This is a genomic window from Tenacibaculum adriaticum, assembly GCF_008124875.1.
GTDB lineage: Bacteria > Bacteroidota > Bacteroidia > Flavobacteriales > Flavobacteriaceae > Polaribacter > Polaribacter adriaticus.
Genome location: NZ_VNIA01000002.1, coordinates 126953 through 141696 on the forward strand (window position 1 = coordinate 126953; position 14744 = coordinate 141696).

Below are 14744 nucleotides of genomic sequence, written 5' to 3' on the forward strand. Positions count from 1 at the left end.
TCAAAATAGTTCTCTTTTACAAAATTAAAGGTGTTTTAACTTGGTCTATGTTTTTAATAATATTGTAAGAGAATGATATTATTTTTCTATCTCTTATAATAAAAGATGTGATAATAGAGTCTCTAGAAATTAAATGGTAAGTGTTTAATTTTTTGTACTCATTAGAGAATTTTAACACTTTAAAATTATTTGTTTTTAAAAGTTTCTCATGATTAATTATTTCATAATCATTATTATTTTTTGATAATTGTGTTCTCAAATTTTTTAAGATACTCATAACAATTTCATGTTTATTTTTACTATCTAAAAATTCAGAAGAATATCTAACATACTTAGTAGTATCATAAAAAGTAATATTGTCATTTAAGATTATCTTTTCACAAAATGATTCAACTAATCTTTTATTGAAATTCAAATCATTTTTACAAAATGAAAATGTCAGTAATAATAATATAGTATATTTCATAATTATCTATTTTTTAACATCCTTTATTGGTTGCAGGTGCATTACCTCCAGTTGTATTTGTCGAAATATTATTAGCTGTATTTAGGTTTCTAATATGTTGACCTAATGTTCCAGGGTTACTACCACCACCTCCAGGCCAATTTCCATTAGATTCAGGTAAGTTCATACCTGCTAAATTTCCTAGCTCAATTGCAAAATCAGTACAATTATAAGTGTCTAAATGGTATGTTGCATTAAAATTAATTGATGCGTCTAATATTTGTTGTAATTGATTACCTGTAACAGTTGTTGAAATATTAGCTGAAAAAGTTTCATTACCACTTCCGTCATCACCAAGAACAGCTGAGCTAGAGTTGTTTATAGAGGGATATATATAATTTGAAACAGGATAATAACCGAAAGTACTAACATTATTTCCTTGTTGTATTGAAACAAAAGTATGTCCTACAAAAGTTCCATTGTGTGTATCGCCACTACCTGGGTTTGGTTCATTTACATATACAGTTAATGTGGCACCTTGAGCTGAGTCAAAGCAATCTAAAAAATCGTTAACATCATTAATAGGGGTATCAGGACCTGCTACTATTTCATCTCCTGAAGACCACGTACCAACTGTTACCGTACCACCAAGAGTTGGTTGCCCCCAAGGGTCATTAATCGGATTGTCGGGGTCATTAGCCCAGTCATCTCCACTACTTCCATCTATTATTACTTCGTCTAATTCATTACCTTCAAAGCTTAACATTCCAGAATGACATGCGGCACAGGCATTTCCCATATTTGGAAAATCAGATGATTTGTTATAAACATTAGGTGATTTTTGATTTTTTTCCTTATTAAGATAGTTTAATAAATCATGAGTATCAAAATTCAAACCGTTATTTATGTTTTTAACTATTGATGAATTTAAAGAATATATAAGGTATTTTTTAGAAATGGCTGTTTCAATAATTTCAAACATTACTTTACCTTTATTATTTCCATCTTCTGATATTGCAGGAATTGAAATAAAATAACCTGTTTCAGTGCTATAAATTCTTAGTTTACTCCATTTTATCTCATTAGGTTTAAAAATAGAATCTTTATTTGTACTTTTTATAAGAGTGTTCAAAAGCTTATTCTCTGAAGAATTTGAAATATTAATATATTCATTGTCTTTTTCACAGCTTGATAATAGAATTGTGATCAAGATTGGAATAATAGCAAATTTAAAGAGGTTGAAAATTTCTTGTTTTTTCATTAGATTTTTTAATTTAAAGTTAATTATCTTTTTTTGTTGGTCTAAATTAACCACAACAGGTGAAAGGAATATCCATCTGTTTTAATTGTGAATATTCGTCATTCGCTAAGTTCAATAAAAATAAGTTACAAAACAAACCAAAATTACTATACTAATTGCTCAAATACTTCTTGTTTCGATTTTGCGACCACTAAAGAAAAATATAAAATACTAATACCAGAAATGAAACAAATAGCAATGGTTGTCCAGTTTTGGTAACTAGAAATACCTGTTGCATGTAATACATATACCATACTAATAGCCATAAATAAGATTCTCAAGACTTCTATACTAACAGCCCATCGCTTAGATTCTAAAATGGCTCCCCAACTAATAATCATACCAAAAACACCTATAGATAACAATATTCTATGCCAATAAATTAAAGGTAATTGAAGGTTTATAGTAAAGAATAAAAATAGAATCCCAATCCCAACTTGAGCAACTAAGTAGTTTTTAGAGTTTTTCATTGGGTTGCTCACAAATTTTGTTTGTTCTGCTTTGGTGTAACCAATTCTACCATTACTAAAATATGGCTCTAAATCTCTCGGTCTCCAGCCTAAAGGCATAAACCAAACCCTTATTTTATCCCAAACATAATTGGTTTCTTTGGCGTCATCCCAAAGTTGTTTCCAAAACTGAAAATTAATATGTACAGGATTCCATGTTCTTGGTGGATGCGTTACACCATAGCAAACTTCTTCAACTTCTTCTTCAAAAGAACCAAACCATTTATCCCAAATAATTAAAAATTCAGAGAAATTTTTATCAATATATTGAGGGTTTACTCCATGATGTACGCGATGATGAGAAGGTGTAACAAAGAATTTTTCCCACCATCCCATTTTGTTAATTACAGCTGTATGATGCCAATAGGCTAATAATAAATGTACAGCAGCCATAGAATAGACTGCTTCCGGACTAAAACCAATAAGGACTAAGATCCAATCAAAAAATAAAAACTGAAATAAACGTTGTGTGAAACTAGCTCTTATTCCCACAGAAAGATTCATTTCTTCTGATGAATGATGCGCCATATGTGCTGCCCAAAAGATATTTATAGTGTGCCCAATTCTATGAAACCAGTAAAAAACGAAATCTTGTAATAATAAAAGTAAGATTAATGTATACCAAACAATCGGAATTTCGAATGGAGTTATTTCGTACAACCAACCATACCATTTATAAACAAAAAAGGCAACACCTAAATTGATACATTGATTTCCGATTCCTGTTCCTAAATTTGTGATAGTATCTTGAAACGGATACTTTCCATTTTTCACTCTAACGCTATAAATTATTTCTAAAACTAAGAGAATAACGACAATTGGAGTGATAAAAGCATATACATTCATAAAAGTAAAATTGAATTATTAATGCTTAAAATTATTCAATTCTTAAATCAAGAATGTAGTTATAATAGGTTTTGTGGTAAAATTCCCTTGATTTGTGGTAAATGAATCCCGCTATTTTATCTTCGATTTGATGGAGTTGTAATACGATTTAGAAACCGGAATCTCTTCTTGTAAGTTTTTAAGTTGTAAAGTTGCTTTTTTTTGAGTTCCTTCAACAGATTTAATTTTATTTGGATTCACCAAATAGCTTCTATGGCTTTTTAAAAAGAAGGGAAGTTGTTTATAAGCTTCAGCCAATGTACAACGAATCAATTTCATTTGAGGTTCTCTTTCACTGTTCAAATATTTTACTTCAATATAATTATTGGAAGATTTTATATAGAAAATATCACGTTGATCTATTTCTAAAAAATCTGATTTGTTACTCCCTTTTAATGTAACTATATATTGATTTAGGAGTTCATATATTTTTCCGAAGTGATATCTTAAAAAAGCAATTAAAGGAATTAATAAAACTCCAAAGGGAATAGTAATTTTTAGAGTGAATGCTAAAAGATGATTCCAATAAAAAGATTGCTTTTTAATAATGGTTACATCATACCAGTAAACACTAATAGCACTTAAAATGAATAGTGATAAAAAGACAGTTATTTCATTTTTAACAAGCCATAGTTGTTGTTTTTTGAATAAATAATCTTCGAAAAAAAGGACAAGTAAATAAGAAATTAGTGTACAAATACTATATCCTAAAACAATGAATTTACTACTATCATCGGTTTTAAAAGGTTCTAAAAACAAGATAATGAATGAGGTAATAGAAAACACAATAAACATTACCTTAATTTTGGATTTCCAATCTTTTAAGTAACGATAATTATTGTTGAGAATTCCTTTTGTAACCATTGATTACATAACTTGTTTTGTTATGCGAAAAGTATAATTTTTAAAGCCAAAAAACAAGCGGAAATAATTTTTAAAAATCTCTGATATCTATAATGTTACCACTATTAATTCTATTTTCGGTATCTAATTTAAAAATAGTTTCAGCAACATACTCCGTAGAAAAAAGTTGTTTATTTTCTTTTAAATCGATGAACTTTTGCAAGTTTTTAAAGTCTGATGGATCTGTACTTCGAATCGTAGTTTGCATATTAGTATCAACTACACCAGGTCTAATTCCGAAGCATTTCACACCGTTTTCAATCTCTTTTTGTTCTTCAGTAATATTACGAGTTAGCATGTCGATTGCAGCTTTGGAAGTGCAATACACACTCCATCCGGCATACGGATTTACAGCAGCTCCAGATGAAATGTTGATGATTTGCTTCTTACAAGTTAGTTCTTGAGTAAGATTTATAAATAAACTTGATAGAATGAGAGGAGTAGTGATGTTTAACAGAATTGTTTTAGTAATATCTTCTGAATCTAAGTTTTCAAGATTTGCAATTTTACCTAATCTACCTGCATTATTAATGAGTGTAATTGAAGAAACATTTTGTAGATCGATATTAGCAAACAATCTTTTAAAAGCTAACGTAGTTTCTTTGGTATCTGATAAGTCAACAGATATTTGAGTAACGTTTTGTATATCAACAATACTTCTCGAAAGTGAATATACAGTATAATTTTCTGAAACATACTTTTCAGCTAATGCTTTTCCAATTCCTTTGCTACCACCAGTAATGATTGCTATTTTTTTCATAATGTCTATTTTTAGTCACCTCGAGCGGAGTCGAGAGATTATTTTTAGGTCTCGACTCCGCTCGACCTGACATTATTTAAAGAATTTCTTAGATTCTTCCCAAAAAACATCCATTTCAGCTAAACTCATATCTGAGAGTTGTTTACCGTTTTCTCTTGCTTTTTCTTCCAAGTATTGAAAACGATTAATGAATTTTTTATTGGTTTTTTCTAGAGCATTTTCAGGATTTACTTTTATAAAACGAGCGTAGTTGATTATAGAGAACAAAACATCTCCGAACTCTTTTTCAATATTTTCCTGATTTCCTTTCTTAATTTCTTCGTTAAGCTCGGTAAGTTCTTCTTGAACCTTTTCCCAAACCTGATGTGGTTCTTCCCAATCAAAACCAACTCCTGCAACTTTGTCTTGAATTCTATTTGCCTTCACTAGTGCAGGTAAACTTCTAGGAACCCCTTCTAAAACAGACTTTTTACCTTCTTTTAGTTTTAGTTTTTCCCAGTTTTGTTTTACTTCTTCTTCATTTTCAACCACAACGTCACCATAAATATGAGGATGTCTGTCTATTAATTTATCAGAAATAGCATTAGCAACATCTGCAATATCAAAGGCCTTTTTTTCGCTACCTATTTTAGCATAAAAGGCGATGTGCAAAAGCACATCGCCTAATTCTTTTTTGAGTTCTTCTAAATCGTTGTCTAAAATAGCATCGCCTACCTCATAAACTTCTTCAATAGTTAGATGACGAAGACTTTCTAAGGTTTGTTTTTTATCCCACGGACATTGCTCGCGCAATTCATCCATAATGGTTAACAAACGATCCAAGGCTTCTAATTGCTGTTTACGAGAGTTCAAAATCTATTCTTCTTCGTTAGTAGCTACTTCTTCTGTTAATGAAGCAAAATTAAAATCAGCATTTGCTAAAATATTATACCATTGTATTACTTTTTTAATGTTAGAAGTATATACACGTTCATCATCATATCCAGGTAACACTTCAGAAAAATAAGAAGTTAAAGCTTTGGCACTTTCTTTATGAGAAATTGCTTCTTTACCATTTTCTTTATCAGCTATATTTTTTAAAACTTTGGCTAAAGGCACTTCTTCCTCGTATGTGTAAATAGCGATGTTTTCTAACAAACTAACATTATTAGTAGCAGTAATAGGCATACGTTTACCATCTATTATCGACTGTACAATTACTCCTGTTTTGGTTTGAGATAAAATTTGAAATAAACCTGGTTTGCCAGCAACGGCCATAATTTTACTAAAATCCATATATAATATTTTTGAAGATGAATTTAAAAGCTTTGACTTTACTTTTTAAATTAATCTTGTTATTGTTTTTAAGTTATCTTTTTAAATTAGGAAAACGCATTCTGTATTCTGCATTAATTTTCCCTTTTGAAATATTTTCTAATTTCTTTTTGATCAATCTTTTCTTTAAAGATGAAAGTTTATCAGTAAATAAAACACCTTCAATATGATCGTACTCATGTTGAAAAACACGAGCGGCAAGACCTGTTAAAACTTCTTTATGTTTATTAAACTCTTCATCTTGATATTCAATAGTAATCGTTTCTTGACGCCAAACATCTTCACGTACATCAGGAATACTTAAACAACCTTCATTAAAAAGCCATTCATCTCCTTCTTCTTTAAGAATTTGAGGATTAATAAAAACACGATTAAAACCTTCTAAAAAGGCACGTTCTTGTACATCTAAGTCTTCATCATTAGCAAAAGGAGATGCGTCGATAACGAACAAACGAATGTCTTTACCTATCTGTGGAGCAGCTAAACCAACTCCAGAAGCTTTGTACATTGTTTCTTTCATATCTGCAATTAATTTTTCTAATTGTGGATATTCTTTATCTATTTCTTTCCCTACTTTTCTTAACACAGGGTCACCATAGGCAACAATTGGTAAAATCATAATTAAATTTTAATGGATGCAAAAATACAAAGTTTGCCTTTTTGCTGAAAGTTATTTATTATATAAATACGATTGTAAGATAATTGTAGCACTAATTTCGTCTACCAAAGCCTTATTTTGACGTTGTTTTTTCTTTAAACCACTATCAATCATCGTTTGGAAAGCCATTTTAGAAGTAAAACGTTCATCAACTCTATACATTGGTATTGAAGGTATTTCCTTGGCTAGTTTTTTTAAGAAAGGAAGAATTAGTTCTTCGCTTTGGCTATCGGTATTGTCCATTTGTTTGGGTTTACCCACAACAAAGAGCTCTACGTTTTCTTTATTGATATAATCTTTTAAAAAAGGAATAATTTCGTCAGTATTAACAGTTGTTAATCCAGACGCTATAATTTGTAATTCATCGGTTACTGCAATTCCTGTTCTTTTTTTACCAAAATCTATCGCTAAAATGCGTGCCATTTATACTTGTTTAATATTTTACAAAAGTAACTTTTATGTTTTTAGTAAACTAAATTTGTGCCAAAACTATTATAGCCATTATATTTGTTTAAAATTTGAATTAAAATGACAGAATTACGCTCAATTATAGAAAATGCTTGGGAAAACCGAGAATTATTACAACAAGAAGAAACGATTACAGCGATTAGAAAAGTAGTCGATTTATTAGATGTTGGAGAATTACGTGTTGCTGAGCCAACTACAGATGGTTGGCAGGTAAATGAATGGGTGAAGAAAGCAGTTGTATTGTATTTCCCTATTCAAAAAATGGAAACTTTAGAAGCTGGTATTTTTGAGTATCATGATAAGATTCCATTAAAAAGAAATTACAAAGAAAAAGGTATTAGAGTAGTGCCAAATGCTGTTGCTCGCCACGGAGCATATATTTCTGCAGGAACTATTTTAATGCCTAGTTATGTAAATATTGGTGCTTATGTTGATGAAGGAACCATGGTAGATACCTGGGCTACAGTAGGTTCTTGTGCGCAAATAGGTAAGAACGTACATTTATCTGGTGGCGTAGGTATTGGTGGAGTGTTAGAGCCTTTACAAGCAGCTCCAGTGATTATTGAAGATGGTGCTTTTATCGGTTCTCGTTGTATTGTGGTTGAAGGAGTACGAGTAGAAAAAGAAGCGGTTTTAGGGGCCAATGTCGTATTAACAATGAGTACAAAAATTATCGATGTTACAGGAGATGAACCTATTGAAATGAAAGGTAGAGTTCCAGCTCGTTCTGTCGTAATTCCAGGGAGCTATACAAAAAAGTTTGCTGCAGGCGAATATCAGGTTCCTTGTGCGTTAATTATTGGGAAACGTAAAGAAAGTACGAACAAGAAAACTTCTTTGAATGATGCACTTCGTGAATACGATGTTGCAGTTTAAAAGTTAAAAGATATTATTAAGAAACGCATAGAGAAATCTGTGCGTTTTTTTATGGGAGTGTATTATATTTGACAAAATTTTTTGTGTTGATAAAAATAACAGCAATAATTCCGACATTTAATGAAGAAGACAATATTCAACAAGCGTTGAATTCTGTTTCTTTTGCCGATGAAATTATTGTCATAGATTCTTTTAGTACTGATAAAACGGTTGATATTGTTAAACAATCTTCAGCTAAATTGCTTCAAAGAGAATTTGATGATTTTTCTTCTCAAAAAAATTATGCAATTCAACAAGCTACTCATAATTGGATTTTTGTGTTAGATGCTGATGAAAGAGTAAATTTTTTATTAAGAGAAGAGATTTTAAAAACTGTAAAAGAACCTAGAAATAAAGTTGGATTTTACGTTCGAAGAATTTTTTATTTTTCAGGAGAAAAAATAAATTATACAGGTTATCAAAGAGATAAGGTTGTAAGGCTATTTAATAAAAAATTTTGTAGATATAATGGATATCTTGTTCATGAAGTAATTGAAGCAAAAGGAGATTTAGGTTATTTAATCAATAAAGTCGACCATTTTTCTTTTAAAAATTTAGATCATTTTATTCAAAAATTAAATCACTATGCTTTATTACAAGCATATGATTTATACAAAAAAGGATATAAAATTAATATTTATCACTTTACTGTAAAACCTATCGTTAGGTTTTTTATTCATTTCGTTATCCGATTAGGTTTTTTAGATGGATTTAAAGGATTAACATTATCCTATTTACATAGTTATGGTGTTTTTATGCGTTATGCAAACTTATTAGAATTGAAAAAAAAATCGATTAATAAACAAAGCAGGAATTAGATTTTATACGAATCACTTATTTTAATTTTAAAATCTATAATTTTTTTAAATCACTAAAAAACAATTCCTCGGTCTTAGTTTCCATTAGCTTCATAGAAAAAGAATCTTTAATCCATTTTCTTAGATCATTTTTATCGAAAACTACCTCTTTATTAATAATTTGTAGGATTCCTTTAGCCATCGCTTCTGTATCTTCGACTTCAGTTAAAATTCCATATTTTCCATATCCTAAAAGCTCTTCACTACCAGAAACTTTTGTAGATATAGAAGGTAAGCCATGACTTAATGCTTCATTTAAAACATTAGCCATACCTTCTTTTCTTGAACATAATAAAAAAAGATCAATACTTCTAAAAAATAAATGGATGTTAGAAAGGTGCCCCAAAAAATGAATACGTTTAGCTTCTTTACTTTTATTTATTTCATTTTTAATTTGTTCTTCATATTTTCCTTCTCCAGCTACAATTACATGAATATTATCTGGTAAATTTTTAAGTATTTTGGGTAGTAAATCAAACCCTTTCATAGGGCTTAGCCTTCCTGCACATCCCACAAATATAGTATTATCAGGTAAGTTAAATTTTTTGTTTAAATCTAATTTTTCCCCATCTAATAAAGGTAATTCAAATCCGTTATAAATCCTAAACAAGTTAGAAGAATTAAAGAAAGAAGTTGTTTTTAATAAATGATTTTTTAATGAGTTGCTATTGACAATAACTTTTGGTTTTAAAATATTAAAAACGAACTTATACTTAATATTATTTTTAATTTTTCTATAAATACCTAAGTACAGTAATATCCTTGGAACTCTTGCTATTCTTGCAGATAGAGATACTAAAAACCAATCTTTTTTTAAAGCAGAAAAAACAATATCTGGTTTTATTTTCTTTAAGATTTTAACGTAGTTCATCACTACAAACATATTGATATCTCCTCCACGAGAATTTACATTAATAATTTTAATTTTAGGAAATTCTAAGAATTTTTCCTCAAACATATGTTTAAGAATAACTACATATACTGTATATCCTTTTTTTGTTAAAAAATTTGCCCTTAGTAATACATTTTTTTCTACACCACCCCAAGTATCCGTCGGACAAAATAATACACAGGTTTTCATTAACGTTCTATTTTTTTAATACCAAAATTTGTTTTGGTTGTTTTTAGGGTTTTAGTTTCTTTTCTTATATTTCTATTTCTTTCCCAACTTTCTTTATTCGCATAACCGCGAGGGTGATCTAAATGAATAACAACAGCACTGTATCGTATTTGTTTAGATTTAATACCTAAATTAAAAAGGCGTTCTCCTAATTCTCTATCCTGCCCGCCATACTGCATGCGTTCATCAAAACCGTTAATAGCAAGAATATCTTTTTTCCAACCAGAAGCATTATGACCATTCCAAGTCGCTTTAGTTGGAGTAATAAAATTTAAAACTTTTTGTTCCCAGCCTTTAGCAGTAAGCTTATTATTTTTAAAAGATTTTTTTAAACCATTTTTTATGAGCCATTTGATATCGAAACAATTTTGATTTTCAATATCTTTTTTAGAAATCAAATTTGATATGTTCATAGGAAGCATGAAGTATCCACCAGAAAGAAAATACCCTTGTTCTTTATTTGTATTATGAACTTCAACAAAATCTTTTCTTGGAATACAATCTCCATCAGACATTATTATATAAGGAGTTTTACAGGCAATTATTGCTTTGTTCAAAATCTGTGATTTTTGAAATCCATTATCTTCATGCCAAACGTGTGTAATAGGATATTTTACTTCATTTTTTAAAATATCGATAGCAATTCTTGTGTCTTCTTTAGAACCATCATCTGCAATAACTATTTCAAAATCTAAAAAAGTTTGTTGGTTATAACCCCATAGGACTTTTTTTAACCATTCTACTGAGTTGTAAGTGCTTATTATAATAGAAATTGTAGGTGTTTGCATAAAAGAAATAAATAATATGCAAACATAATAATGATTATTTTAATAATCTTATTTTTGGCGTGAAAACTAAATCGTTTGTAAAACAAATGAGTAAAAGAAAATTATGGGTAAAAATGGTTAGAGCGTTTAAGTTTTTACCGCAACCCTATTATGTTAAATATTATTATGAGTATTATTCAGGAAAAAAACTTGATTATGATAACCCTCAAGAGTTTAATCAAAAACTATCTTGGTATAAGGTGTTTTTTAGACCAAAAATTCTTAATATTCTTGTAGATAAATATGCTGTTCGAGAATTCGTTGAAGATAAAATAGGATCGAAATATTTAAATGAATGCTACGGAGTTTATGAAAGCCCTTTAGATGTTAATTTTGATGAATTACCCCAAAAGTTTGTTATAAAAGGAGTTCATGGGTGTAATTTTAACCTAGTTGTAGAAGATAAAAATAAACTGAATAAAACAAAGGCTATTTTTTTAATGAAAAAGTGGTTAACAAAAAATCAGTATTACAGAGGAGGTTTAGAATGGGCCTATAAAGATGTAAAGCCAAGAATTGTCATAGAAAAATTTTTAAAGGATGATGTATCGAAAGATTTAATTGATTATAAATTTTATTGTTTTGATGGAACTCCGAAGTTTTTAGTTGCTCAATCGGACACTCTAGGTCGCTATTTTTATGATTTAAAATGGAAAGAATTACCTTTTAGATGGAAGAAAGAATATAAAAAAGAAATTGAAAAACCATCAAATCTGGATGAGCTGATAAATTTAGCAACAAAATTAGCAGATAAGTTTCCTTTTGTAAGAGTTGACTTTTATTCAGTAAATAATCAAGCATATTTTGGAGAAATGACTTTTTATCCAACTGATGCAAGAGATGACTTTTATCCTGAAGAGTACAATAAAATAATAGGTGATTACTTTGAGTTACCTATTATACCAAAAGGAGAAAAATACATAACAAAATATTAATTCATAATGAAATTTTTTAAAGAATTACCAAAATCAATTTATTATTCATCTATTTTGAGAATTAAATCGATTAAAGGGTTAACAAAAAATAAAAAACAATTACCCGTTATTGTTTCAATGACCTCAATAATTCAGAGATTATCTACATTAGATATTGTTATAAAAGGTTTATTATATCAAGATGTTTTACCAGAAAAAATTGTTTTATGGTTGCATAAAGATTTAAAATCCAAAATACCTAAAAGGTTAAAAAATTTGGAAGGGAAGTTTTTTGAAATTAGATATTCTAGTTTAGATTGTCCGCATTTAAAATTAGTTGAAAGTTTAAAAGCTTTTCCAACTAAAACAATAATAACTTCGGATGATGATTTTATTTATATAGATAATCATCTAAATAATTTATACGAAGAACACCTTAAGTATCCTAATTGTGTAATTGCGAACAAAACAACACAAATAAAGTTTGATGAAAATAATAATTATAAACCTTTTGTAGATTGGAGGTCTAAAGAGAAACATAATCATAATAATATTTTGCTTCCACTAGGAGCATGGGGTGTTTTATATCCACCTAACTCGATGCCGGAAAAAGTTTATGATGAGGATTTGTTTTTTAAACTAGCACCTAAAGCAGATGATTTGTGGTTTAAAGCAATGACTTTAATAAAAAATACAATTTCTATTGAAGTAGAAAATAAACCTAAAGAACCCATACCTGTAATTGGATCGCAAAAAGTTTCATTAAAACAAGAAAATGTTAAGAATAACAAAAATGAAATTCAATGGGAAGCATTGTCAAATCATTTTAAGTTAAAAGAGATTTTATTAAAAAATGAATAAAATTGTTGAGTCCATAAAAAGTTTAGAAAATGGGAAAGCCATTCTCTACCCAACAGATACTGTTTGGGGTTTAGGCTGTGATGCAACTAATGAAGAAGCTGTAGCAAAAATTTATAAAATTAAGAAGAGAGAAGAAAGTAAGAGCTTAATTGTTTTAGTCAGTTCGTTAAACATGCTTAAAAAGTATGTTTATGTCCCTAGAAAAGCTATTGAAATAATAAGAAAATCAAAAAAACCGACAACTATAATTTATCAAAAACCTAAAGGAATTGCTTTTAATGCAATTTCAAAGGAGGATAATACGGTTGCTATAAGAATTGTACAAGATGATTTTTGTCGTAAGCTTATTAAAAGATTTAAAAAACCAATAATTTCAACTTCAGCAAATCTAAGTGGACACCCAACTCCAAAATCATTTTCAGAAATTGAACAAGCTATTTTGAATAGCGTAGATTATGTGGTAAATTTGCACCAAGAAAGAGTAACAACAAAATCTTCTACCATTTTAAAAATAGAAGGCAATAATATTGTTGTTTTACGAGAGTAAGTATATGCAAGAGCAATTTTATAAAGAGGCTTTATCTGCCGAAATTTTCAAATATATAACACAAGCAAATGAAGAATTACAACTAGAAAGTTATGTAATTGGAGGCTTTGTACGTGATTTTATTTTACAGCGTGGAGATGCAAAAGACATAGATGTTGTTTCTGTTGGAAGTGGAATTAAGCTAGCAGAAAAAGTAGCTGAGTTACTTCCTACGAAACCCAAAATTCAAATCTTTAAAACTTACGGAACTGCTATGTTACGCTATAAAGATGTTGAAGTTGAATTTGTAGGTGCTCGAAAAGAATCATATACACAAAATAGTAGGAACCCTGAAGTGGAGTCAGGAAGCTTGCAAGACGATCAAAACAGACGTGATTTTACTATCAATGCATTGGCATTAAGTTTGAATAAAGATTCCTTCGGAAAATTACTTGATCCCTTTAATGGAGTTCAAGATTTATCAAATAAAATTATACGTACACCTTTAGATCCAGATATAACGTATTCTGATGATCCTTTAAGAATGATGCGTGCTATTCGTTTTGCAACACAATTAAATTTTAAGATTGAAGAAAACTCTTTAAATGCAATTACAAAAAATGCAAAGAGAATAGATATCATTACTCGTGAACGAATTGTAGATGAATTGAATAAAATAATAGCTTCACCAATACCTTCAGTTGGTTTTTTACATCTTGAAAAAACAGGGTTATTAAATGATATTATACCAGAATTAATAGCTCTAAAAGGAGTAGAAGAAGTAGAGGGGCAGAAACATAAAGATAATTTTTACCACACTTTAGAGGTGGTAGATAATATTTCTCAAAACACAGAAGATGTTTGGTTACGTTGGGCGGCATTGCTACATGATATTGGTAAAGCACCTACCAAAAAATTTCATAAAACTATAGGGTGGACGTTTCACGCTCATGAATTTGTAGGTTCTAAAATGGTATATAAATTATTTAAAAGATTGAAACTACCATTGAATAACAAAATGAAGTTTGTGCAAAAAATGGTACTCTTAAGCTCTAGACCTATTGTATTAGCTTCTGAAGTAACAGATTCTGCTGTTCGTCGTTTAATTTTTGATGCAGGGGATGATATTGATAGTTTAATGACACTTTGTGAAGCAGATATAACTACTAAAAATCCTAAAAAATTTAAAAGATACCATAAAAATTTTGAGTTAGTTAGGTCTAAAATTAAAGAGGTTGAAGAACGAGATAGGGTTCGGAATTTTCAACCACCTATTACGGGTGAAGAAATTATGAAAACCTTTAATTTAAAGCCATGTAGAGAAATTGGTCAGTTAAAAGAAGCAATTAAAGAAGCGATTTTAGATGGTAAAATACCGAATGAACACGAAGCCTCGTATCAGTTTATGTTAGAAAAAGCGGAAAGTTTAGGTTTGAAAATAAATTCATAAAAAAAAGAGAAGTTTTAACTTCTCTTTTTTTT

17 protein-coding genes are annotated in these 14744 nt (G+C 29.3%); 6 read left to right on the top strand and 11 right to left on the bottom strand.

Annotated features, from left to right (window positions below; genetic code table 11):
* Positions 1-16: 16 nt before the first annotated feature.
* The 9 genes from C7447_RS06015 to ruvX form a co-directional block, all read right to left on the bottom strand.
* On the bottom strand, positions 17-466 hold the full coding sequence (locus C7447_RS06015; protein ID WP_148869618.1) for a hypothetical protein: 450 nt from the start codon (positions 464-466) through the stop codon (positions 17-19).
* Positions 467-479: 13 nt separating this feature from the next.
* Positions 480-1706 (bottom strand): hypothetical protein, encoded by a 1227-nt coding sequence (locus C7447_RS06020; protein WP_148869619.1) that lies wholly within the window; start codon positions 1704-1706, stop codon positions 480-482.
* Positions 1707-1852: 146 nt separating this feature from the next.
* Positions 1853-3100, bottom strand: a complete 1248-nt coding sequence (locus C7447_RS06025) for a sterol desaturase family protein (protein ID WP_148869620.1) — start codon at positions 3098-3100, stop codon at positions 1853-1855.
* 111 nt (positions 3101-3211) lie between these two features.
* The gene (locus tag C7447_RS06030) at positions 3212-4003 is read right to left on the bottom strand and encodes a LytR/AlgR family response regulator transcription factor (protein ID WP_148869621.1); all 792 of its coding nucleotides are present in this window, start codon (positions 4001-4003) and stop codon (positions 3212-3214) included.
* Positions 4004-4073: 70 nt separating this feature from the next.
* Positions 4074-4802: an SDR family NAD(P)-dependent oxidoreductase gene (locus tag C7447_RS06035; RefSeq protein WP_148869622.1), complete on the bottom strand. Its 729-nt coding sequence runs from the start codon at positions 4800-4802 to the stop codon at positions 4074-4076.
* Between the two features lie 72 nt (positions 4803-4874).
* Positions 4875-5654, bottom strand: coding sequence for a nucleoside triphosphate pyrophosphohydrolase (gene mazG, locus C7447_RS06040; protein WP_148869623.1), 780 nt, complete (start codon positions 5652-5654; stop codon positions 4875-4877).
* A 3-nt stretch (positions 5655-5657) separates the two neighbouring features.
* Entirely contained in the window at positions 5658-6077 is a 420-nt protein-coding gene (locus C7447_RS06045) for a DUF5606 family protein (RefSeq protein ID WP_148869624.1), read from the bottom strand.
* 73 nt (positions 6078-6150) lie between these two features.
* A complete protein-coding gene (gene def, locus C7447_RS06050) occupies positions 6151-6735 on the bottom strand; it encodes a peptide deformylase (RefSeq protein WP_148869625.1) in 585 nt (194 codons plus the stop codon).
* Positions 6736-6786: 51 nt separating this feature from the next.
* Positions 6787-7197 (bottom strand): Holliday junction resolvase RuvX, encoded by a 411-nt coding sequence (gene ruvX, locus C7447_RS06055; RefSeq protein ID WP_148869626.1) that lies wholly within the window; start codon positions 7195-7197, stop codon positions 6787-6789.
* A 105-nt stretch (positions 7198-7302) separates the two neighbouring features.
* On the opposite strand from ruvX, the gene C7447_RS06060 reads away from it, so the two are divergent.
* Positions 7303-8118: a 2,3,4,5-tetrahydropyridine-2,6-dicarboxylate N-succinyltransferase gene (locus tag C7447_RS06060; RefSeq protein WP_148869627.1), complete on the top strand. Its 816-nt coding sequence runs from the start codon at positions 7303-7305 to the stop codon at positions 8116-8118.
* 86 nt (positions 8119-8204) lie between these two features.
* The gene (locus C7447_RS06065; RefSeq protein WP_246143028.1) at positions 8205-8975 is read left to right on the top strand and encodes a glycosyltransferase family 2 protein; all 771 of its coding nucleotides are present in this window, start codon (positions 8205-8207) and stop codon (positions 8973-8975) included.
* A gap of 34 nt (positions 8976-9009) precedes the next feature.
* On the opposite strand, the gene C7447_RS06070 is transcribed toward C7447_RS06065, so the two are convergent.
* Together C7447_RS06070 and C7447_RS06075 are read right to left on the bottom strand one after the other, a co-directional pair.
* Positions 9010-10095, bottom strand: a complete 1086-nt coding sequence (locus C7447_RS06070) for a glycosyltransferase (protein WP_148869628.1) — start codon at positions 10093-10095, stop codon at positions 9010-9012.
* A complete protein-coding gene (locus C7447_RS06075; RefSeq protein ID WP_148869629.1) occupies positions 10095-10922 on the bottom strand; it encodes a glycosyltransferase family 2 protein in 828 nt (275 codons plus the stop codon). The genes C7447_RS06070 and C7447_RS06075 overlap by 1 nt, the downstream gene beginning before the upstream one ends.
* A gap of 86 nt (positions 10923-11008) precedes the next feature.
* Between C7447_RS06075 and C7447_RS06080 the strand changes: the two genes are divergently transcribed.
* Genes C7447_RS06080 through C7447_RS06095 form a run of 4 tightly spaced genes read left to right on the top strand, consistent with a single transcriptional unit; the run spans position 11009 to position 14712 of the window.
* The gene (locus tag C7447_RS06080; RefSeq protein ID WP_148869630.1) at positions 11009-11896 is read left to right on the top strand and encodes an ATP-grasp fold amidoligase family protein; all 888 of its coding nucleotides are present in this window, start codon (positions 11009-11011) and stop codon (positions 11894-11896) included.
* A gap of 6 nt (positions 11897-11902) precedes the next feature.
* A complete protein-coding gene (locus tag C7447_RS06085; RefSeq protein ID WP_148869631.1) occupies positions 11903-12736 on the top strand; it encodes a zinc-binding alcohol dehydrogenase in 834 nt (277 codons plus the stop codon).
* A complete protein-coding gene (locus C7447_RS06090; protein ID WP_148869632.1) occupies positions 12729-13283 on the top strand; it encodes an L-threonylcarbamoyladenylate synthase in 555 nt (184 codons plus the stop codon). The genes C7447_RS06085 and C7447_RS06090 overlap by 8 nt, the downstream gene beginning before the upstream one ends.
* 4 nt (positions 13284-13287) lie before the next feature.
* Positions 13288-14712, top strand: a complete 1425-nt coding sequence (locus C7447_RS06095; RefSeq protein WP_148869633.1) for a CCA tRNA nucleotidyltransferase — start codon at positions 13288-13290, stop codon at positions 14710-14712.
* The last annotated feature ends 32 nt before the right edge of the window (positions 14713-14744 follow it).

What these genes read in the sequence shown, in the direction of transcription:
- C7447_RS06015 (WP_148869618.1), bottom strand. Translation starts at nt 466, where the DNA reads ATGAAATATACTATATTATTATTACTGACATTTTCATTTTGTAAAAAT.
- C7447_RS06020 (WP_148869619.1), bottom strand. Translation starts at nt 1,706, where the DNA reads ATGAAAAAACAAGAAATTTTCAACCTCTTTAAATTTGCTATTATTCCA.
- C7447_RS06025 (WP_148869620.1), bottom strand. Translation starts at nt 3,100, where the DNA reads ATGAATGTATATGCTTTTATCACTCCAATTGTCGTTATTCTCTTAGTT.
- C7447_RS06030 (WP_148869621.1), bottom strand. Translation starts at nt 4,003, where the DNA reads ATGGTTACAAAAGGAATTCTCAACAATAATTATCGTTACTTAAAAGAT.
- C7447_RS06035 (WP_148869622.1), bottom strand. Translation starts at nt 4,802, where the DNA reads ATGAAAAAAATAGCAATCATTACTGGTGGTAGCAAAGGAATTGGAAAA.
- C7447_RS06045 (WP_148869624.1), bottom strand. Translation starts at nt 6,077, where the DNA reads ATGGATTTTAGTAAAATTATGGCCGTTGCTGGCAAACCAGGTTTATTT.
- def (WP_148869625.1), bottom strand. Translation starts at nt 6,735, where the DNA reads ATGATTTTACCAATTGTTGCCTATGGTGACCCTGTGTTAAGAAAAGTA.
- ruvX (WP_148869626.1), bottom strand. Translation starts at nt 7,197, where the DNA reads ATGGCACGCATTTTAGCGATAGATTTTGGTAAAAAAAGAACAGGAATT.
- C7447_RS06060 (WP_148869627.1), top strand. Translation starts at nt 7,303, where the DNA reads ATGACAGAATTACGCTCAATTATAGAAAATGCTTGGGAAAACCGAGAA.
- C7447_RS06070 (WP_148869628.1), bottom strand. Translation starts at nt 10,095, where the DNA reads ATGAAAACCTGTGTATTATTTTGTCCGACGGATACTTGGGGTGGTGTA.
- C7447_RS06075 (WP_148869629.1), bottom strand. Translation starts at nt 10,922, where the DNA reads ATGCAAACACCTACAATTTCTATTATAATAAGCACTTACAACTCAGTA.
- C7447_RS06080 (WP_148869630.1), top strand. Translation starts at nt 11,009, where the DNA reads ATGAGTAAAAGAAAATTATGGGTAAAAATGGTTAGAGCGTTTAAGTTT.
- C7447_RS06085 (WP_148869631.1), top strand. Translation starts at nt 11,903, where the DNA reads ATGAAATTTTTTAAAGAATTACCAAAATCAATTTATTATTCATCTATT.
- C7447_RS06090 (WP_148869632.1), top strand. Translation starts at nt 12,729, where the DNA reads ATGAATAAAATTGTTGAGTCCATAAAAAGTTTAGAAAATGGGAAAGCC.
- C7447_RS06095 (WP_148869633.1), top strand. Translation starts at nt 13,288, where the DNA reads ATGCAAGAGCAATTTTATAAAGAGGCTTTATCTGCCGAAATTTTCAAA.